The organism is Aliarcobacter lanthieri, from assembly GCF_013201625.1.
GTDB classification, from domain to species: domain Bacteria; phylum Campylobacterota; class Campylobacteria; order Campylobacterales; family Arcobacteraceae; genus Aliarcobacter; species Aliarcobacter lanthieri.
The window spans coordinates 1,449,584-1,465,159 of record NZ_CP053839.1; the positions used below are offsets into that span (position 1 = coordinate 1,449,584).

At 26.9% G+C, this 15,576-nt stretch carries 16 protein-coding genes; 6 read left to right on the forward strand and 10 right to left on the reverse strand.

Annotated elements, in window-relative coordinates:
* Positions 1-6 precede the first annotated feature (6 nt).
* Positions 7-741, reverse strand: a complete 735-nt coding sequence (locus tag ALANTH_RS07330; RefSeq protein WP_026804564.1) for a ferredoxin-thioredoxin reductase catalytic domain-containing protein — start codon at positions 739-741, stop codon at positions 7-9.
* Positions 742-851: 110 nt separating this feature from the next.
* Between ALANTH_RS07330 and ALANTH_RS07335 the strand changes: the two genes are divergently transcribed.
* The gene (locus ALANTH_RS07335; protein ID WP_026807910.1) at positions 852-3,203 is read left to right on the forward strand and encodes an ATP-binding protein; all 2,352 of its coding nucleotides are present in this window, start codon (positions 852-854) and stop codon (positions 3,201-3,203) included.
* An 11-nt stretch (positions 3,204-3,214) separates the two neighbouring features.
* Here ALANTH_RS07335 and ALANTH_RS07340 read toward each other — a convergent pair whose 3' ends face one another.
* From ALANTH_RS07340 to ALANTH_RS07355, 4 genes are read right to left on the reverse strand one after another with little or no spacing between them, the layout of a single operon-like run.
* Positions 3,215-3,811: a YiiX/YebB-like N1pC/P60 family cysteine hydrolase gene (locus tag ALANTH_RS07340; RefSeq protein WP_026804566.1), complete on the reverse strand. Its 597-nt coding sequence runs from the start codon at positions 3,809-3,811 to the stop codon at positions 3,215-3,217.
* Positions 3,801-4,868: an AI-2E family transporter gene (locus ALANTH_RS07345; RefSeq protein ID WP_026804567.1), complete on the reverse strand. Its 1,068-nt coding sequence runs from the start codon at positions 4,866-4,868 to the stop codon at positions 3,801-3,803. Before ALANTH_RS07345 ends, ALANTH_RS07340 begins: the two co-directional genes overlap by 11 nt.
* Positions 4,869-4,882: 14 nt before the next feature.
* Positions 4,883-5,923 (reverse strand): CNNM domain-containing protein, encoded by a 1,041-nt coding sequence (locus ALANTH_RS07350; protein ID WP_026804568.1) that lies wholly within the window; start codon positions 5,921-5,923, stop codon positions 4,883-4,885.
* Positions 5,920-7,080, reverse strand: coding sequence for a hypothetical protein (locus ALANTH_RS07355; protein ID WP_228282868.1), 1,161 nt, complete (start codon positions 7,078-7,080; stop codon positions 5,920-5,922). Before ALANTH_RS07355 ends, ALANTH_RS07350 begins: the two co-directional genes overlap by 4 nt.
* Positions 7,081-7,161: 81 nt before the next feature.
* Between ALANTH_RS07355 and ALANTH_RS07360 the strand changes: the two genes are divergently transcribed.
* The 4 genes from ALANTH_RS07360 to ALANTH_RS07375 all read left to right on the forward strand — a co-directional run bounded on the left by ALANTH_RS07360 (position 7,162) and on the right by ALANTH_RS07375 (position 10,360).
* The gene (locus ALANTH_RS07360) at positions 7,162-7,479 is read left to right on the forward strand and encodes a DUF6172 family protein (RefSeq protein WP_026804570.1); all 318 of its coding nucleotides are present in this window, start codon (positions 7,162-7,164) and stop codon (positions 7,477-7,479) included.
* A gap of 63 nt (positions 7,480-7,542) precedes the next feature.
* Positions 7,543-8,805, forward strand: a complete 1,263-nt coding sequence (locus ALANTH_RS07365) for a serine hydroxymethyltransferase (protein WP_026804571.1) — start codon at positions 7,543-7,545, stop codon at positions 8,803-8,805.
* An 18-nt stretch (positions 8,806-8,823) separates the two neighbouring features.
* Positions 8,824-9,660, forward strand: a complete 837-nt coding sequence (locus ALANTH_RS07370) for a bifunctional helix-turn-helix domain-containing protein/methylated-DNA--[protein]-cysteine S-methyltransferase (RefSeq protein ID WP_026804572.1) — start codon at positions 8,824-8,826, stop codon at positions 9,658-9,660.
* Positions 9,653-10,360: an endonuclease III domain-containing protein gene (locus ALANTH_RS07375; protein WP_026804573.1), complete on the forward strand. Its 708-nt coding sequence runs from the start codon at positions 9,653-9,655 to the stop codon at positions 10,358-10,360. The genes ALANTH_RS07370 and ALANTH_RS07375 overlap by 8 nt, the downstream gene beginning before the upstream one ends.
* Here the strand turns inward: ALANTH_RS07375 and ALANTH_RS07380 are convergent.
* The 5 genes from ALANTH_RS07380 to ALANTH_RS07400 all read right to left on the reverse strand — a co-directional run bounded on the left by ALANTH_RS07380 (position 10,357) and on the right by ALANTH_RS07400 (position 14,143).
* Positions 10,357-10,845, reverse strand: a complete 489-nt coding sequence (locus ALANTH_RS07380; protein WP_026807911.1) for a ribonuclease HI — start codon at positions 10,843-10,845, stop codon at positions 10,357-10,359. The two genes, ALANTH_RS07375 and ALANTH_RS07380, sit on opposite strands and share 4 nt — an antisense overlap.
* Before the next feature lie 203 nt (positions 10,846-11,048).
* Positions 11,049-11,738 carry a TonB-dependent receptor gene (locus ALANTH_RS07385; RefSeq protein ID WP_081801324.1) on the reverse strand — a complete coding sequence of 230 codons (690 nt, stop codon included), beginning with the start codon at positions 11,736-11,738 and terminating at the stop codon, positions 11,049-11,051.
* Positions 11,734-13,182, reverse strand: a complete 1,449-nt coding sequence (locus tag ALANTH_RS07390; protein ID WP_081801325.1) for a TonB-dependent siderophore receptor — start codon at positions 13,180-13,182, stop codon at positions 11,734-11,736. Before ALANTH_RS07390 ends, ALANTH_RS07385 begins: the two co-directional genes overlap by 5 nt.
* Positions 13,166-13,375, reverse strand: coding sequence for a hypothetical protein (locus ALANTH_RS07395; protein WP_172658510.1), 210 nt, complete (start codon positions 13,373-13,375; stop codon positions 13,166-13,168). The genes ALANTH_RS07390 and ALANTH_RS07395 overlap by 17 nt, the downstream gene beginning before the upstream one ends.
* Before the next feature lie 294 nt (positions 13,376-13,669).
* Complete coding sequence (locus ALANTH_RS07400) at positions 13,670-14,143, reverse strand: pyridoxamine 5'-phosphate oxidase family protein (RefSeq protein WP_026807599.1); 474 nt, start codon at positions 14,141-14,143, stop codon at positions 13,670-13,672.
* 178 nt (positions 14,144-14,321) lie between these two features.
* Here ALANTH_RS07400 and ALANTH_RS07405 point away from each other — a divergent pair, with 178 nt between their 5' ends.
* Positions 14,322-15,491, forward strand: a complete 1,170-nt coding sequence (locus ALANTH_RS07405; RefSeq protein ID WP_026807598.1) for a benzoate/H(+) symporter BenE family transporter — start codon at positions 14,322-14,324, stop codon at positions 15,489-15,491.
* Positions 15,492-15,576 lie beyond the last annotated feature (85 nt).

Sequence of the window (15,576 nt, forward strand, 5' to 3'; positions counted from 1 at the left end):
GAGGAGTTATTCCTCTCCTCTAATTATCTCTCCTCTAAAGCTTATAATTCCATAATCTAAATTCACAACTTTTTTAAATCCCATATTCTCCATAATTCTTTGACAGTAAGCACTTCTACTTCCACTATGACAATATACAACTACAGGAATATCTTTTTTATCATTTAACTCTTCGATAGAATTATAAAAACTAGTTGTTGGAACTAAATAATCAGTTCCTTTTATTCTTGCACTAATCCATTCCATCCACTCTCTAGTATCTACTAAATTAAATTTTATAGCTCCTTTTTCTCTAGCTTCAAGTAATGCTTCTAATTCAATTGAATTAATCTCTTCTTTATTAAATAGTTCTTGGCATTCTTCTTTTGTTAATCCTCTAAAATGTGTAACTATTGCCTCTTTTGTATTCATTTCTAAACTTAATTCTTTAGCTTTTTGATGTGTACAAAAAATTCCACAATGACAACTTCCTTTATTTGGTATTTCATCACTTAAAGCTGGTGTACAGGGGCATAATCTATTTTTTTCATTTTGATTTTCTTCTATAACCATAAAACAGGGACAATACCTTTTCCCATAAATAAGCATATTTCTAGTCAATCCCATTTGAATGGACTCATTTACTTCATCATCTGGATTAAAAACTAAGTTATATTGTTTTATTACATCTTTTGTAAAATCTTTTGTATTTTCTAATTCATTTTTAAAAACTAAAGACTCTATATCAATTTTTTGTATCATTTATACCTTTCTTATATTAATATTTTTTTAAATTATTCTTGACAATTATACTATATTTTCATTAATTAAATTTTTCGATATAATCTATAAAAATATTATTAAGGTTTACTATGAATACTTTTGATTATGAGAAATTAAAACTTTTCTATATTGGAAAAGAGACCATAAATGGACAAAAAACTCCTTTGGTCTATCAAAATAAAGATTTATTAACTCATGCAGCTATTCTTGGTATGACAGGAAGTGGTAAAACTGGTTTAGGAATAAGTTTACTTGAAGAAGCAGCAATAGATGAAATACCATCAATCATTATTGATCCAAAAGGTGATATGACAAATTTAATGCTAACTTTTCCTGAATTAACACCTAATGATTTTGAACCTTGGATTGATGATAGTGAAGTTGCAAATAGTGGAAAAACAAAAGATGAATTAGCTTCAAATATAGCATCATTATGGAAAAATGGGATAGAAAAAGATTTTCAAGATATAAATAGAATAAAAAAGCTAAAGGATAGTGCAGATTTTACTATATATACTCCAGGAAGTAATGCAGGAGTTCAAATTTCAATTTTATCTTCATTCAAAGCACCAGCAATTGAAGTATTAGAAGACAATGAAGTTTTTTCTTCACTTATTAGTTCTACAGTTAGTTCTCTTTTATCATTAATTGACGATAAACAAGAAGCAACTTCAAAAGAATCAATTCTTCTTAGTTCAATATTTACAAATTATTTTAAAGAACAAAAAGACCTAACATTAGAAGAGATAATTACTTTAATAGTAACTCCTCCTTTTTCAAAAATTGGAGTTTTCGATTTAGAAACATTTTTTGCACAAAGTGATAGATTAAAATTTGCATTAAAACTAAATACACTTATTGCTAGTCCATCTTTTAGTACTTGGCTTGAAGGAGAAAGTTTAGATATTTCAAAAATGTTATATGATGAAAATGGAAAAGCAAGAGTTTCAATATTTTCTATTGCTCATTTAAATGACTCACAAAGAATGTTTTTTATAACAATATTACTAAATCAAATCTTAGCTTGGATGAGAAGACAAGAAGGTACAACATCTTTAAAAGCCATACTTTATATGGATGAAATATTTGGATATTTTCCACCACTAGCAAATCCTCCTTCAAAACAACCTATGCTAACACTTTTAAAACAAGCAAGAAGTTTTGGAATAGGAATCATTCTTTCAACTCAAAATCCAGTTGATATAGATTATAAAGGTTTATCAAATATTGGAACTTGGTTTATAGGAAGACTTCAAACAAAACAAGATATTGATAAAGTAATTGATGGTTTAAATAGTGCAAGTGATGGAGCTTTTAATAAACAAGAATTATCATCAACTATAAGTAATCTTCAAAAAAGAAACTTTATATTAAAAAATATAAATGAAGATAAAATAAAGATATTTGAAACAAGATGGGCATTATCATACTTAAAAGGACCAATTTCAAAAGATGGTATAAAGAAACTTATGAGTGATAAAAGAAAATTAAATAGAAATACTCAAAAAGAGATATCAACAGAAACCTTTATAGATGTTCAAAAAGGTATAGCAAAACCATTAATTGTGAGTAGTATAAAAGAAAGATATAGTTATATCTCACAAAATAGTGCTTATTATATGCAACCCTATTTGCTTCTTTCTTGTAATATACACTATATTAATAGTACAAAAAGTATAGATTTAGAAGAACAAGTATCTTATAAAATTTATTTAGATGAAAATATCAAAGAGATAAATTTTGAAGAAAAAGAAGATTTCTTAATTCAAAATCTTGAAGATAAAGAAAAAACAAACTCTTTTTATTATGAAGTACCACTATTTATACAAAATGATAGAGAATTAAAAGCTTTAGAAAAGAATTTTACTGATTATATATATAGAACTTCAAAATTAACTTTATATAAAAATGATATTTTAAAACTCGTTTCTAAACAACACGAGAGTTTAAATGATTTTAAAATCCGAATACAAGATAGACTGAATGAAAAAATTGATTTAGAGATAGATAAATTAAAACAAAAATTTCAAAAAGACAATAATACATTAGAACAAAAAATATCAAGGCTTTTTGATAAATTAGAAAAAGAGCAAAGAGAAGCTTCTAGTATAACTACAAATAGTATTATTTCAATAGGAACTTCTATTTTGGGAGCTTTTTTTGGAAAATCTAGCAAATCAGCTATAGCTTCAAAAGTAGCAACAAGTTCTAGAGGAGTAAGTAGGGTTTTAAAAGAAAAGAATGATGTAAAAGCTGTTGAAAATGAGATAAATTTACTTCAAACACAAAGAAATGAACTTCAAGATAAATTAACAAAAGAAATAGATAAAATAAATCAAGAATTTGATATAGCTAAATATGAAATTGAAGAGTTATTTATAAAACCAAAAAGAAGTGATATTTATGATATAAAACTTGAACTTCTTTGGCAAGAACAGTAAAAAACTAGAGTTTAAAACTCTAGTTCATATCGTTTGTCTAAATTTGGATTTTGGATAAGACTATTTATAGAAATTCCACTTTTCCCATCAAACTCATACATATAAGTATATAAATTTTCATTAAAAAGTTTAAAATATATATTATTTACAAACTCTGTACAGTAAAAAGTATCATTTTCTAAAGAAAACTCAAAATCAAACTTTGGATTATCTTTTAAAAAATTTATCAAAATCTGTGATAATTTATCTTCATCTATAGCCTCTTTATGTCTGTAAACTGCTATTTTTTTTGAAAAATTTACAAAATCTTTTATACTTGACACTTTCATTTCATCACTATTTTCATCAACTTCTAAATGAAAAACAACAAAACCATCTTTACTATTTGCTAAAATTCCAATGTGTGAAAATCCAGCACCATCTAAAGTTGCAAAAAAATCACTTAGAGGATTATCTTCTCTTCTGACAATAATATCACCATTTTTAAGTTCTAATGTTTCTCTTAAGCTTTCAATAGTTAAATCTTTTTCTTTTTTATCCATAAACTTTTTTACTTCTACAGATGCAAAAAGTAATATAAAAATTATTACTATAAGCCTAATTTTCATCTTTTCTCACAATATTACCATTTTCAGATATTAATATGGCTAGGCTTTTTGTACTCTCAAATTGAGAGAGAATTATAAGTAAAATCATCATAATAGGAACAGCTAAAAACATTCCAATACTTCCCCACATAGCACCCCAAACAACTAAAGACAATATCACAACAAATTGAGAAATATTTAATTTATTTCCCATAAGTTTTGGATATATAATATTTCCTATTACAAATTGAATGATAACTAAAGCTGAAAATAACCAAAGAATATCACTTAAACTATCTAACTGTATAAAAGCAAACGTTGTAGGTATCAAAACAGCAACTATTGTTCCAATAGTAGGAATAAAATTTAATATAAATGCTATAAATCCCCATAAAACAGAAGCTTCCATTCCAAAATATTGGCATATTAAAAAAGTCAAGAACCCTGTAACTAGACTTACAATTGTAGTTATAAAAATATATGCTCTAATACCTTGAGATATAGAACTAAGTATATTTTTTGCTCTTATTTTACTATCTTCTTTTTTGAAAAGGGCATTTAATTTTGCATTAAAAAATTGCTGATCAATTAATAAGAATAATACATATAAAAAAATCTGCATCAAATTACTAAATATTGAGCTAAATACAACAAAGATTCTATTTAAAACACTTGAGATACTGAATTCTTGAAAAAATTTACTCAATGGTTCTTTTACATCTATTGAAGTTAAAGTTGAAATTTTATCTATTACAATATTTATTTTTGAATCTAATTGAGATACAACAGAGCTTAATTCCATCATACTTGAAGTTAAAAATGTACCTACTTTTATCATAGAATATATGATGATTATCAAAGATAATGGAGTTGCTATAAAATCTAAAAACTTTTTATTTATATAAGGAATTTTTCTTATTAATGAAGCTAAAGCATTTATTAAGAACCAAATAAAAAAAGCTATCGCAATAGGTATTAAAATATTACTAAGACTATTAAAAGAATAAAATACTAAAAACATAAAAGCAAAAACATAAAATAGTTTTGCAAAATTTATATCACTTTTTAAACTTTCCAAGGAATCTCCTTTATTTAAGTTTTATGTTGAAACTTCCTAAATTTATCTTTTGCTAACTCTTGCATATCAGTAACTTCATCCATTTCATCTACTATTTCAACTCCTAAAAGAGTTTCTAAGGCATCTTCAAGTGTTACAATACCACTTGTTTGTCCATAATTATCTTGAACAATAAAAAGATGAGTTTTTCTTCTTATAAACAAATCAAGTAATACAGAAATAGATAAACTTTCTGGAACTTTATGTACAGGTACCATAATATCTTCTAAAGTTTTATTCTTTTTCTTTTTTACTCTTTGCTCTAAAACAGTTTGGTTAAATACTACCCCTACAATATTATCTATTGTTTCATTGAAAACTGGAATTCTAGAATAAACATAAAGTTTATCATTTTCTATTGCCTCTTTTACAGTTGTTTGAGCATTAAGTGCAAAAACCACACTTCTTGGAGTCATAATTTCCTCTGCTTTTATACTTTTTAGTTCAAAAAGGTTTTCTATAAAATCACTCTCTTTTGATTGAATACTTCCCTCTTTTTCACTAAGATTTACTAAAGCCATAATTTCATCTTTTGAAAAGTTTGTTTCTTCTTTTTTATTTTTTTGAATATAGTTTGTAATCTTTGTACCAAACCAAATAAATGGATATGTTACTTTTATCAAAAATGATATTATATAAGCAGTTGGAACTAAAAATCTTTTCCAATATAAAGCAGCATAAGTTTTTGGATATATCTCAGTAATATATAAAACTAATAAAGTAAGTATAAAAGCAACTAAACTTTGCCACTTTTCACCAAAAACGATAGCAGCTTGTGCTCCAACTCCAGCTGCTCCCATAGTGTGTGCAAAAGTATTTAAAGTTAAAATTGCAGATATTGACTTATCAATATCTCCTTTCATCTCTTTTACTAAGCCTATACTTTTTTCACTATAACTATTTTTATCCATACTCTCAATATAAGAAGGAGTAGAAGATAAAACAGTTGCTTCTAAAATAGAACAAAGTGATGAGAAAAATAGTGCTAAGAATAAATATAAAAATAATAATGTCATTTTTTAAACTCAATTAGTGAAATATTTTTTAAAAGATGTTTTATATCTTTTAGATGTAAAAGATGTTTCTCTTCCAAAACTTTCATAAAAAATCTAACCTCAGCATTTGTAAATCCATCTGGTTCTTTTTGTTTTATTGAAGCTTCACAACCATTTTCAAGTCGTAACCTATATAATTTTTTATTTGTAAGTTTTGCATAATAAACTATATCAATTTGTGTTTGATTTACTTTTTCTAAAGTTACTATAACTCTTTGAGTATCAACTTGCATATCAAAATCTGAATATAGTTTTTTGAACTCATCAACACTTAAATATCCTATATATAGTTTTGTATAGATATCAAAATATAATTCCATTCTTGATGATGAAAAAAATCTCAAATCAACATTAAATTTTGGGTTTTTTCTTGAAGTGTTTAAAATCCATTCCAAAGTTGGGAAATAAGCAAATTTTTTATATTTTAAGCTATAAGCTTCAAGATATTTTTCACTATTTGGAGCTTTTAAAGTTTGTAAGTCATTTTTTACTTTTTTAGCAAAGATTATCTCTTCTATTAAAGTATCATCTTCTAAATCTTTTGTTACCCATATAGTAGCATAAGAAGGAAAATTTCTAAGTCCTGTTGAACCAACAGTTAAAACTATCAAAGCATTTATTTCTAAATGTGGGAATATCATCTTTAAGAGTGCATATTTTTTATCTAAACGTTTATTTAAACTTGAAGTTTTTTTAGATGTACTCATCTCTACAAAGTATAAACCTTTTTCAGTAAAAAACAGAGCATCAAACTCACTTATATCTTTGTATGCTGATTTAAAAACAATTTGAGAAGTTCTATCTATTAAAAGTCCACTTTTTATAAATTTATTCTCTTTATCTTGATATGGACCTTTTAGTACAAAGCCTTTTATATCATCATTTGTTTTTGCATAATCAAGTAAAAGTTCATAGATAATATTTTCATAAATCTCTCCCTTAAAACTACTATAAGCAGTTAGATAAGATATCTCTTCTTTTGAAATATTACTTTTGAACAAAGATTTTAGAGTTTTACTATCATAAGAATAGTGAAAAAGATTCTCTTTTATATCCGTGATTTCTAAATTCTTTATCTTATCTGTTATTTTAAATTGCAATTCTTCTCTTTTTTTCATAATTGTTATGATTATATCAAATATTTTCTCTATTTAAAATAATAAACTTGTTATAATACTAACTTTTAAAAAAGGGTTTTAATGAAAAAAGTTTTTAAATTAATTGTGGAAAATAAGTCTATAGATAGACAAGTTGATTCAATTAAAAATGAGATTAGAAAATACATAAAAAGAGAAAAAAGTAAAAAACTTCCTGAAGAGTTTAATTTTTGGCAATTTGAGTGTAAAGCTGGTAAATCTCAAGATGAAGCAAATAATATCGAATTTCAAGATGTTATTAAGTATGTTGATTTTGCATCTTCGCAAAATTTTGATAGTTTTTACTTAGAAATTATTGCAAAAGCAGTTTTTAAAGAGAAAAAACAACAATTGGAAGATGAAAATTTAGAAGAAAAATAGCAATTTTTGGATTGTCTATTTCATATAAATAAGTTAATATTTTAAAAATTTAAAGGAGAAATTATGAATTACATAACAAACGCGAATTTAAAAGAAGCAGATAACGAAGTTTTTGCAATAATAGAAGATGAGTTAAAAAGACAAACAAATCATCTTGAAATGATTGCTAGTGAAAACTTTACAAGCCCAGCTGTAATGGAAGCTATGGGAAGTGTATTTACAAATAAATATGCAGAAGGTTATCCTTATAAAAGATATTATGGTGGTTGTGAACAAGCTGATAAAGTAGAACAACTTGCTATTGATAGAGCTTGTAAAATTTTTGATTGTAAATTTGTAAATGTTCAACCACACTCTGGAAGTCAAGCAAATGGTGCAGTTTATGCAGCATTACTTAAAGCTGGTGATAGAATTTTAGGTATGGATTTATCTCATGGTGGACATTTAACTCACGGAAGTAAACCAAGTTTCTCAGGACAAAATTATTCAGCATTTTATTATGGTGTTGAACTTGATGGTAGAATTAACTATGATAAAGTTGCTGAAATTGCAAAAACTGTTCAACCAAAAATTATTGTTTGTGGTGCAAGTGCTTATGCAAGAGAGATTGATTTTAAAAGATTTAGGGAAATAGCTGATAGTGTTGGTGCTATTTTATTTGCTGATATTGCTCATATTGCAGGTCTTGTTGCAGCTGGTGAACACCAAAGTCCATTCCCACACGCTCATATCGTAACTACTACTACACATAAGACTTTAAGAGGTCCAAGAGGTGGTATAATTATGACAAATGATGAAGAAATAGCTAAAAAAATCAACTCTGCTATTTTCCCAGGATTACAAGGTGGACCTTTAGTTCATGTAATTGCAGCTAAAGCTGTAGCATTTAAAGAGATCTTAGATCCAAAATGGAAAGATTATGCAAAACAAGTAAAAGCAAATGCTAGAGTACTAGGAGAAGTTCTTACAAAAAGAGGATATGATATTGTTTCAGGTGGAACAGATAATCACTTAGTATTAGTAAGCTTCTTAAATAAACCATTTAGTGGTAAAGATGCTGATGCAGCTTTAGGAGATGCAGGTATCACTGTAAATAAAAATACAGTTCCTGGTGAAACAAGAAGTCCATTCATAACTTCAGGTATTAGAATAGGAAGTCCTGCTTTAACTGCTAGAGGAATGAAAGAAAAAGAGTTTGAGATTATTGCAAATAAAATTTGTGATGTATTAGACAATATAGAAGATAAAGAGTTGCATAAAAAAATCAATAAAGAGATGGAAGAACTTGCATCTAACTTTGTGATTTATACTAAATCTACTTATTAAGAGTATAAAGGAAGTGTAATGCCTACACTAGATAAAACTTATAAACAGATAGAAAAGGCTATAAAATACATAGATGAGAACTTCAAATCACATCCAAGTGTTGATGAAGTAGCCCAAAATATCGGTATGAGTAAATACCATTTTATAAGAGTTTTTAAAGAGTATGTAGGTGTTACTCCTCAGCAGTTTTTACACTGCGTAACTCTAAACTATGCAAAAGAGCATATAAAAGAATCCAAATCCATTCTAGATAGTAGTTTGGATATTGGACTATCTAGCACTAGCAGACTTCATGAACTTTTTGTAAATTTAATAGGTGTTACTCCAAGAGAATGGAAAGAAAAAGGTAAAGATGTACAAATAACTTATGGTTTTGGACAAACTCCTTTTGGTGAAGCTTTGATTGGATTTACTGATAAAGGTATATGTTATCTAGGTTTTATAGATAATAATAAAGAAGATATTTTCCAAAGATTTAATGAACTTTGGGAAAATGCAAATTTAATTTTTAATCAAAGATTGGCAAATGAGTACTTGGAAAATATCTTTATAAAAAATAAGAAATATCCACTTTTAGTAAAAGGGACAAATCTTCAAATAAATGTTTGGAAAGCACTCTTAAATCTACCAAATGGAATAGTTGCAACATATAGTGATATTGCTAATTATCTTGATAAACCAAAAGCTGTAAGGGCTATTGCAAGTGCAATAGGACAAAATCATATAGGATACTTAATACCTTGCCATAGAGTAATAGCAAAGAGTGGAGCTATGAGTGGTTATAGATGGGGCATTGAGCGTAAAAAAATCTTAATAGCTTATGAGTCTATAAAAGAAAGTAATAAAAGTGAATAAAATATTCACTATTTATAAAAAACTTTATGAAACTTATGGTCCTCAAGGTTGGTGGCCGTTTATAAACTATCAAGGTAAAAATAGTCAAAAACAAGGCAATAATGACGGATATCATATTTTAGACTATAGTTTTCCAAGAGATGAAAATGAAGTTTTTGAAGTATGTTTAGGCTCAATTTTGACTCAGAATACTACTTTTACTTCCGTTGTCAAATCTTTAAATAACTTAAATGATTTAGGTTGTCTAAACTACAAAAAAATCAAAGATTTACCAATAGAAAAATTAAAAGAACTTATAAAACCATCTGGATATAACAATCAAAAAGCAAATTATATTTTAAATTTCATAGAGTTTTTTGAAAATTTAAATAGCAAAATTCCTACAAGAGAAGAGCTTTTAGCTATAAAAGGAATAGGATTTGAAACTGCTGATAGTATATTGTTATATGGATATAACCAAGCAGAGTTTAAAGTAGATGCTTATACAAAAAGATTGCTAGTACATAATAAACTGTTAGATGAAAAAGTAAAATACAACGATATAAAATATTTTATGGAAGAAGAACTAAAGAAAGTGATAAAAAATAAAAAAGAGTTAGTTATAACTTATCAAGAATATCATGCTTTGATAGTTCAACATTCAAAATTATACTATTCAAAACAACCTTATGGAAATGGATGTTTTTTAGATATAGTTTAAATACTTATATTCTCTCTCAAAGCATTTCTTGAAGCTTTATCTACAAGGTTAAAAATAGTATCAATTTTATCTTTTAAACTATTTTTCTTATGCCCTTTTACTTTTATAAAATCAATATTTAACTTATCTATTTTTTGAAAGAATAGTTTATATATCTCATGATTATTTATAGTTTTGCCAGTTGAAGTTTTATAATCATTTAATTCAAACTTTTCTCTTCTACTTTGTAAGCCTATTATATTTTGGCAATCTGTATAAACTTCTATTTGAGTATTTTCATCTATTTGACAAATCTCATCTAAAGTCCAAAGTAAAGTTTGAAGTTCAAGTTTTGTGGAACTTGTATCATCAAATTTTTTTATTTTTATAATTTTCTTTAAATTATCAATCAACAAATCATCATCAGAAACTTCTAAAAAAGCTCCAAATCCTATTTTTTGCTGTGGATTTACACTTGAATCGATAAATATCTTGATTTTTTTCATATTTTAGCTTTAATTTCAGATTGTGTATTTTATCATCAATCTATTTAACTATTAATATATTTTAGTAAGAAACCATGGATTTATAGCAAGCAAAACTGCTCATAAATAAATAATAGGTGTATAGGAGAATCTCGCTACAAATCCAATGATCTAAGCTTATATACTTAAGATATAAACTTAATTATAAATTCTATAAATTTATATTAGAACTTAACAGTTGCAGAAAAACTTACTATTCTTGGTGTTCCTAAAGAGTTTGCACTCACCCAATAATTTTCATCTGTAAGATTTGCTACATTTATTCTAAAAATAGTGTCATATCCATCAAGTTTTGTTTCATATCTTAAACTTGCATCATACAAAGTATAAGAAGGAATTTTAGACGTATTTGCACTATCTTGCCAAGCAGAACCCGTATAATAAACACCTCCTGCTAAAAATATTTTTGCTTCTATTGGAAGCCTATATTCTAAAAATATTTTTACCATTTCAGATGCAGTTCCAGTTGCTTCTTTACCTTGTAAAGCTTTATTTGTAGCTTTTTCAATAGTTGGTTTTAAATATGTAACTCCACCTGAGACTGTTAATCTATCTGTTACTTTTCCAGTTGCAAGAAGTTCAATTCCTTCATGTATTAAAAGCCCATCTTGAGTAAGTGTTGGAAGAGGTGTTGTAGTTTTATCCTCATAAGAATTAGCTTTTTCAATTCTAAATATTGCAGTACTCAAAAGTAAGTTTTTATTTACATTATACTTTGCCCCTATTTCATATTGTTTACTTATATAGGGTGAAAAAACTTCATTATAATTATTATATTTTGAACTAACAGTTGAACCATTTTCTAAAGCTTCTATATAAGTAGCATAAGTGGTTAAATCTTCTATTGGTTTAATATATCAAAGATATAGTTGGAGTTAAAGCATTATCATCATATCCTGATGTTCTTGAACCATTAACATTAAAACTATCACTTTTCAAATAAGCTAAATTAACTCCTATTAATGCACTTAATTGCTCATTAAAAGATATATTATCACCTAAAACAATATTTTTCTTTAATGATTCATTACTTCTATATTTTGTATTAGGTTGAGTATATGCAACTTTATTCATAGTATTAAAAGCATTTACATTATTATAAATATTTGGGTCATTATAAGTTATTCTTGATGGATTAGTTATATTCTGATTTCTTTGATGTACTGATGCACCCATTGTTAAATTGTGATTAATAAATCCAGTATAAAAATTGCCATCTAAATAAACATATCCTCCACTATCTTTATAATTATTTGGCGTTTGAAAATAGATACTTCTTGTATATGTATTCGTATTAGTATTTACTTTATTAATAAATTGTTGATTTTCATATTCTGAAGTTTGATAAATATATGCTGTTCTTAAACTCCAATTTTCTGAAAAATTATATTTTGCACTTAATTCTACCTTATCACTTTCATTATCCATCCATCCCCACTCAGGAGTATAACTTTTACTTGTATTATAAGCTGATGGCATATTTCCAGTAATCAACCAAATTGGTCTTTGCCCTGTTGTAAGAGTATCTCTATGAGATGCAAATATTTGAAGTAGTAAATCATCTGTTACTTTAAAATCAACTGCTGCTGTTATTACTTTTTTTTCTTCTTTTCTATTTTCTTGAGATGTTTCTCCATCTTGATAAATACCACTTATTCTATATCCCCAGTTATCATTTATAGGTCCACCACTATCAAAAGATGTATAGTGATTTTCTCCTCCATTATTTCCAACTGTGATTTTATTCATTTGCTTTGGAGTTGGTCTTTTAAGTACATAATTAACAGCACCTCCAACATTTCCACCACCATATAAAAATCCACTAAAACCACTTATAACTTCAATTCTATCTGCTTCTTCATTTGGTGCAACACTAAAAGAAGCAACTGGAGAACCATCAATTAAAGTATTGTAACTTCTAAATCCTCTAATATTTGCATCCATTCCACCATAAATATCTTGATAACCTCTATCTTGTAAAACTGGATTTGCTCTTGTAACACCTTTTATATCTGTAACTCCCATATTTTCCAAGAGTTCAGCAGACATAACATTCATTGAATATGGAGTATCTTGAAGAGATAAATTTCCCCAAACTCCTAGAGTTTTTACATCTTCTACTAAATATCCTGATTCAGCACTTCCATTTTTATAGCTTTCATTTACAGAAATTGTATCTATAACTGTTGTTTTTGAAAAACCATTTACTGCTTTTGGTTTATCTATTATATATATTATCCCCTCTTCTTCTACTGCTTTTAATTCTTCAGTTTCTAAGACTTTATTTAAACTGTTTATTACCCCCCCCGAAACTCATTTTGCTATCATCAACTTTCCTATCCTTCAAGCTTTTTGATTTTGAAATATAACTTACCTTATACTCTTTTACTATACTATCTACTGCCTCTTGCAAACTTATCTCTTTTGCATTTAACATTGTTCCACTTATCATCATTGATGTTACTACTGAAACAAAAACTTTATTCTTCATCATCTCTCCTTATCTTTATTTATTATGAGAATTGGTTTCTCTAATTAGTAAGACGACTGAACTATAAAAAAATGGACGTCTTTTTACAAGAAATTTTGAAATTTATTAAATGTCCATCTAAAATTACCATAAATTAGTACTTTTTAAAATGAAATATTTCTTATATTTTGATTATTTTAACTAATTTATTTTTATCTCTTTACTTTGATTTTACTTAATAGATAATCTTTAAGATTTTGTTAAGCTTTTTAATAGAAAATTCTAAAACTAGAAGAGAAAATCTCTTTTAGTTTTTTATTTATAATATCTTCCTACACAATTTAAAATATCAATCTTTATTACAGCTGTTCCTTTTACCATTTTTTCTGGTAGTTCTCTACCTACTAAATGTGGTGTAAATTTAGATACTATTTGACTCAAGGCTCTATACTTTTCATCAAACTCACTAAGCAAAGAAGCTTTACCTTCTATAATAACACTATTGAATTCTGTATTAACATCACAAGGATTTTCAACTCCTTCATAAAGTAAACCTATCATTTCATCTACTTCAAAACATACATTTTGATTAAATTTTACATTATCTATTTTTTTACCTTTTGGAAGTCCATGCATATATATTTTATTATCAAAATATACATAATGCATTGGTAAAATATAAGGAAATCCATCTTCACTAATAGTTCCCAATCTTCCAACTTCAGATCTCAAAAGTAATTCATCTATTTCATCTTTAGTTAATAAATGTGTTTTTGTTCGATGTCTCATAATATCTCCCCTTTTATTTAAAATTTTAAGAAATTATAAAAGAAAATAATTTTTTCATCAATCCAAAAATTGCTTATTTTAATCAATTTTATAAAATTTAAGAATTAGCAATTTTTGGATTGTAAAATATTTTTAAAGCACTTATACTTTCATAATTTTTTAATTAAGGAGTATGAAAATGAGTAAAAAAACATCTGCTATTCCACCAATAATTGCTGGTTTAATTTCAGTTATTGTTAATTATGGTGGAACTTTTATTTTAATCTTCCAAGCTGCACAAATGGCTGGACTAAGTCCAGAACAGACAGCTTCATGGGTTTGGTCAATTTCTATTGGAGTAGGAATCACAGGGATATTACTTAGTTGGTATACAAAAGAACCTATTATCACAGCTTGGAGTACTCCAGCAGCTGCATTTTTGGTAACTGCTATTGTATCTATTTCTTATGCTGAAGCCATAGGTGCATATATACTCTCTGCTTTAGCATTTTTTATTTTGGGGGTTACTGGATATTTTGGAAAGCTAATAAAACTAATCCCTATTAGTGTAGCTTCAGCTTTACTTGCAGGGATTTTATTGCAGTTTGGTATCTCTGCTTTTTTAAATATGACAATAAATCCAATATTGGCTATTTCAATGTTTTTTGTATATATTTTAGCAAAAAGGGTTTCTCCTAGGTATGCTATTGTTTCTGTTTTAGTTTTTGGATTTATCTTTTTACTTCTTCAATCACAAATAGATTTTGCAGGGTTTGAACTAAAATTAGCAGCTCCAGTTTTCACAGAACCAGCTTTTTCACTCAATGCAACTTTGAGTATAGCTTTACCACTATTTTTAATTACACTAACTGGGCAATATATGCCAGGGCTTTTAATACTTCAAAATGATGGATTTAAAACAAGTGCAAAACCTATTCTTGCAACTACTGGTTTAGGTTCAATAATAATGGCTCCTTTTGGTTCTCATGCTTTTTGTTTGTCATCTATTACATCTGCTATTTGTACAGGAAAAGAGTCACATGAAGATCCTTCTAAAAGATGGATTGCAGGAGTTGCAGCTGGAGTATTTTATATTTTGGTTGGTATTTTTGGAGTTACTTTGGCTGCACTTTTTTCAGCTTTTCCAGCAACATTTATTAGTACTTTAGCTGGGCTTGCACTAATAAGTACAATAGCAGGAAGCCTTTCAAATGCAATGAGTGAAGTAAGTACAAGAGAAGCTGCTATGATTACATTTTTAGCAACTGCTGCAAATATCAATATTTTTGGTATTGGTGGTGCATTTTGGGGTCTTGTTTTAGGATTAATCTCTTATTTTATTCTAAATATTAAATTTAAAAAGAATTAAACAATTTTAAAATCATAGTTCTCAAACTAATAGTTTGGGAACTTTTTAGCTATACTTTGCAAAATTTTTAAGAAAGCAAAGAACA

Coding starts and splice junctions, on each gene's coding strand:
- ALANTH_RS07330 (WP_026804564.1), bottom strand. CDS start 741: ATGATACAAAAAATTGATATAGAGTCTTTAGTTTTTAAAAATGAATTA.
- ALANTH_RS07335 (WP_026807910.1), top strand. CDS start 852: ATGAATACTTTTGATTATGAGAAATTAAAACTTTTCTATATTGGAAAA.
- ALANTH_RS07340 (WP_026804566.1), bottom strand. CDS start 3,811: ATGAAAATTAGGCTTATAGTAATAATTTTTATATTACTTTTTGCATCT.
- ALANTH_RS07350 (WP_026804568.1), bottom strand. CDS start 5,923: ATGACATTATTATTTTTATATTTATTCTTAGCACTATTTTTCTCATCA.
- ALANTH_RS07355 (WP_228282868.1), bottom strand. CDS start 7,080: ATGAAAAAAAGAGAAGAATTGCAATTTAAAATAACAGATAAGATAAAG.
- ALANTH_RS07360 (WP_026804570.1), top strand. CDS start 7,162: ATGAAAAAAGTTTTTAAATTAATTGTGGAAAATAAGTCTATAGATAGA.
- ALANTH_RS07365 (WP_026804571.1), top strand. CDS start 7,543: ATGAATTACATAACAAACGCGAATTTAAAAGAAGCAGATAACGAAGTT.
- ALANTH_RS07370 (WP_026804572.1), top strand. CDS start 8,824: ATGCCTACACTAGATAAAACTTATAAACAGATAGAAAAGGCTATAAAA.
- ALANTH_RS07380 (WP_026807911.1), bottom strand. CDS start 10,845: ATGAAAAAAATCAAGATATTTATCGATTCAAGTGTAAATCCACAGCAA.
- ALANTH_RS07395 (WP_172658510.1), bottom strand. CDS start 13,375: ATGAAGAATAAAGTTTTTGTTTCAGTAGTAACATCAATGATGATAAGT.
- ALANTH_RS07400 (WP_026807599.1), bottom strand. CDS start 14,143: ATGAGACATCGAACAAAAACACATTTATTAACTAAAGATGAAATAGAT.
- ALANTH_RS07405 (WP_026807598.1), top strand. CDS start 14,322: ATGAGTAAAAAAACATCTGCTATTCCACCAATAATTGCTGGTTTAATT.